The organism is Limosilactobacillus sp. DJ3M12, assembly GCF_947381695.1.
Lineage (GTDB): Bacteria > Bacillota > Bacilli > Lactobacillales > Lactobacillaceae > Limosilactobacillus > Limosilactobacillus kinnaridis.
Genome location: NZ_CANCWY010000048.1, coordinates 1 through 2,214, shown reverse-complemented (window position 1 = coordinate 2,214; position 2,214 = coordinate 1). Strand labels below are relative to the sequence as shown.

Below are 2,214 nucleotides of genomic sequence, written 5' to 3'. Positions count from 1 at the left end.
TGCCGAACACAGAAGTTAAGCTTCAACACGCCGAAAGTAGTTGGGGGATCGCTCCCTGCGAGGATAGGACGTTGCCACGCTTATGGAGGATTAGCTCAGTTGGGAGAGCATCTGCCTTACAAGCAGGAGGTCACAGGTTCGAGCCCTGTATCCTCCATTGAGCGATTAAGCTCATGAGCCGTTAGCTCAGTTGGTAGAGCATCTGACTTTTAATCAGAGGGTCGACGGTTCAAGCCCGTCACGGCTCATTATCAGAAATTTTATCTGATAATAAAAAAACAAAGTGTCAATTGCCGACTTAGCTCAGTTGGCAGAGCACCTGTCTTGTAAACAGGGGGTCGGAGGTTCGAATCCTCTAGTCGGCACTTTCATATGCGGAAGTAGTTCAGTGGTAGAACATCACCTTGCCATGGTGGGGGTCGCGGGTTCGAATCCCGTCTTCCGCTTTGCCAGTTCTATAATGCCGGGGTGGCGGAATTGGCAGACGCACAGGACTTAAAATCCTGCGGTTAGTGATAACCGTACCGGTTCGATCCCGGTCCTCGGCACTTATTATGCACCCATAGCGCAATTGGATAGAGTGTCTGACTACGAATCAGAAGGTTGAAGGTTCGACTCCTTCTGGGTGCATTTTTTCGGGAAATAGCTCAGCTTGGTAGAGCACCTGGTTTGGGACCAGGGGGTCGCAGGTTCGAATCCTGTTTTCCCGATTTATAAAATTAATATATTATTAGTTTTTTCGCGGTGTAGCTCAGCTGGCTAGAGCGTCCGGTTCATACCCGGGAGGTCGAGGGTTCGATCCCCCCCGCCGCGATTGGCTGGCTGTTTTGGACCTTTAGCTCAGTTGGTTAGAGCAAGCGGCTCATAACCGCCCGGTCGTAGGTTCGAGTCCTACAAGGTCCATCAGAGATTAGCTTTGATGAATCATTATTGTTTAATCTTATTAGTTCATTATGGAGGATTACCCAAGTGGCTGAAGGGGGCGGTCTTGAAAACCGCTAGGCCGTGAGAGCGACGCGAGGGTTCGAATCCCTCATCCTCCTTATATTATCGCGGGGTAGAGCAGTCTGGTAGCTCGTCGGGCTCATAACCCGGAGGTCGTTGGTTCAAATCCAGCCCCCGCAATTTTGGTCCGTTGGTCTAGTTGGTTTAGGACGCATCCCTGTCACGGATGAGATCACGAGTTCGAGTCTCGTACGGACCGTTTATATTTGGCTCGGTAGCTCAGTTGGTAGAGCAACGGATTGAAGCTCCGTGTGTCGGCGGTTCGATTCCGTCCCGCGCCATTAACTTAATATTATGCGGGTATAGTTTAGTGGTAAAACCACAGCCTTCCAAGCTGTTGTCGCGAGTTCGATTCTCGTTACCCGCTTTTAGATATGGGCCTATAGCTCAGCTGGTTTAGAGCGCACGCCTGATAAGCGTGAGGTCGATGGTTCAAGTCCATTTAGGCCCATTGGAGAAGTACTCAAGTGGCTGAAGAGGCGCCCCTGCTAAGGGTGTAGATCGCGCAAGCGGTGCGAGGGTTCGAATCCCTCCTTCTCCGTAATGACCCGTTAGTCAAGTGGTTAAGACACCAGCCTTTCACGCTGGTATCGTGGGTTCAAATCCCGCACGGGTCATCTTTATTATCGCGGGGTAGAGCAGCCTGGTAGCTCGTCGGGCTCATAACCCGGAGGTCGTTGGTTCAAATCCAGCCCCCGCAATTTTGGTCCGTTGGTCTAGTTGGTTTAGGACGCATCCCTGTCACGGATGAGATCACGAGTTCGAGTCTCGTACGGACCGTATAATTAGTGATGGATAAAAACTTTCTACGGATAGGTGGGAAGTTTTTTTGTTAGTAAAAGGTAAACAGTTAATAAAATACGAATTAAAAAGGCTCTACAATATCGTAAGCAGTCAATAACAGTACGTCTAGCTCTAGCTACCCCGGATCTTCTATACTGAGACTATCATCAGTAAGGAGATTTTTTATTTATGACAGAACAAAATGAAATTATTACCCCAGTTTTCAAAAACAAGCCAAGTAATTTACAAAAGCATTCTTTTACGGCACGCCCTGCCGTAAAAATTAATGTGAATGAAGTCGAATTAACGATTTTCAAGGGGACTAATTCTGTTTTAGCTTCGGATATCGTTAAAGTGGTTATTCGTTATGCTCGTTAATTGGCATGACCCAGATTATATCTATTTAGTCTGTGGAAAAACAGACAT

1 protein-coding gene and 19 tRNA genes are annotated in these 2,214 nt (G+C 48.0%); all 20 read left to right on the top strand.

What is annotated here, in order from left to right; genetic code table 11:
- The first annotated feature begins 84 nt into the window (after nt 1–84).
- The 20 genes from QOS06_RS10565 (at nt 85) to QOS06_RS10470 (ending at nt 2,166) form a co-directional block, all read left to right on the top strand.
- Nucleotides 85–157: transfer RNA gene (locus tag QOS06_RS10565), tRNA-Val, on the top strand.
- Between the two features lie 18 nt (nt 158–175).
- Nucleotides 176–248 (top strand) — tRNA-Lys (locus QOS06_RS10560).
- 44 nt (nt 249–292) lie between these two features.
- Nucleotides 293–365: transfer RNA gene (locus QOS06_RS10555), tRNA-Thr, on the top strand.
- Nucleotides 366–374: 9 nt separating this feature from the next.
- A tRNA-Gly gene (locus tag QOS06_RS10550) sits at nt 375–446 on the top strand.
- Between the two features lie 16 nt (nt 447–462).
- Nucleotides 463–548: transfer RNA gene (locus QOS06_RS10545), tRNA-Leu, on the top strand.
- Nucleotides 549–556: 8 nt separating this feature from the next.
- Nucleotides 557–630: transfer RNA gene (locus QOS06_RS10540), tRNA-Arg, on the top strand.
- A 6-nt stretch (nt 631–636) separates the two neighbouring features.
- Nucleotides 637–710 (top strand) — tRNA-Pro (locus QOS06_RS10535).
- 30 nt (nt 711–740) lie between these two features.
- Nucleotides 741–814 (top strand) — tRNA-Met (locus QOS06_RS10530).
- 15 nt (nt 815–829) lie between these two features.
- Nucleotides 830–903, top strand: a tRNA-Ile gene (locus QOS06_RS10525).
- A gap of 52 nt (nt 904–955) precedes the next feature.
- Nucleotides 956–1,043, top strand: a tRNA-Ser gene (locus QOS06_RS10520).
- Between the two features lie 8 nt (nt 1,044–1,051).
- A tRNA-Met gene (locus QOS06_RS10515) sits at nt 1,052–1,125 on the top strand.
- A 4-nt stretch (nt 1,126–1,129) separates the two neighbouring features.
- Nucleotides 1,130–1,204: transfer RNA gene (locus QOS06_RS10510), tRNA-Asp, on the top strand.
- Between the two features lie 9 nt (nt 1,205–1,213).
- Nucleotides 1,214–1,286 (top strand) — tRNA-Phe (locus tag QOS06_RS10505).
- A 15-nt stretch (nt 1,287–1,301) separates the two neighbouring features.
- Nucleotides 1,302–1,372, top strand: a tRNA-Gly gene (locus QOS06_RS10500).
- Between the two features lie 9 nt (nt 1,373–1,381).
- Nucleotides 1,382–1,456, top strand: a tRNA-Ile gene (locus tag QOS06_RS10495).
- Between the two features lie 2 nt (nt 1,457–1,458).
- A tRNA-Ser gene (locus QOS06_RS10490) sits at nt 1,459–1,546 on the top strand.
- 4 nt (nt 1,547–1,550) lie between these two features.
- Nucleotides 1,551–1,622 (top strand) — tRNA-Glu (locus tag QOS06_RS10485).
- A 10-nt stretch (nt 1,623–1,632) separates the two neighbouring features.
- A tRNA-Met gene (locus tag QOS06_RS10480) sits at nt 1,633–1,706 on the top strand.
- Between the two features lie 4 nt (nt 1,707–1,710).
- A tRNA-Asp gene (locus tag QOS06_RS10475) sits at nt 1,711–1,785 on the top strand.
- 192 nt (nt 1,786–1,977) lie between these two features.
- Nucleotides 1,978–2,166 (top strand): hypothetical protein, encoded by a 189-nt coding sequence (locus tag QOS06_RS10470; protein WP_013923981.1) that lies wholly within the window; start codon nt 1,978–1,980, stop codon nt 2,164–2,166.
- The last annotated feature ends 48 nt before the right edge of the window (nt 2,167–2,214 follow it).

Bases quoted from the DNA above. Each gene is read 5' to 3' on its own strand.
- QOS06_RS10470 (WP_013923981.1), top strand. From the start codon at position 1,978: ATGACAGAACAAAATGAAATTATTACCCCAGTTTTCAAAAACAAGCCA.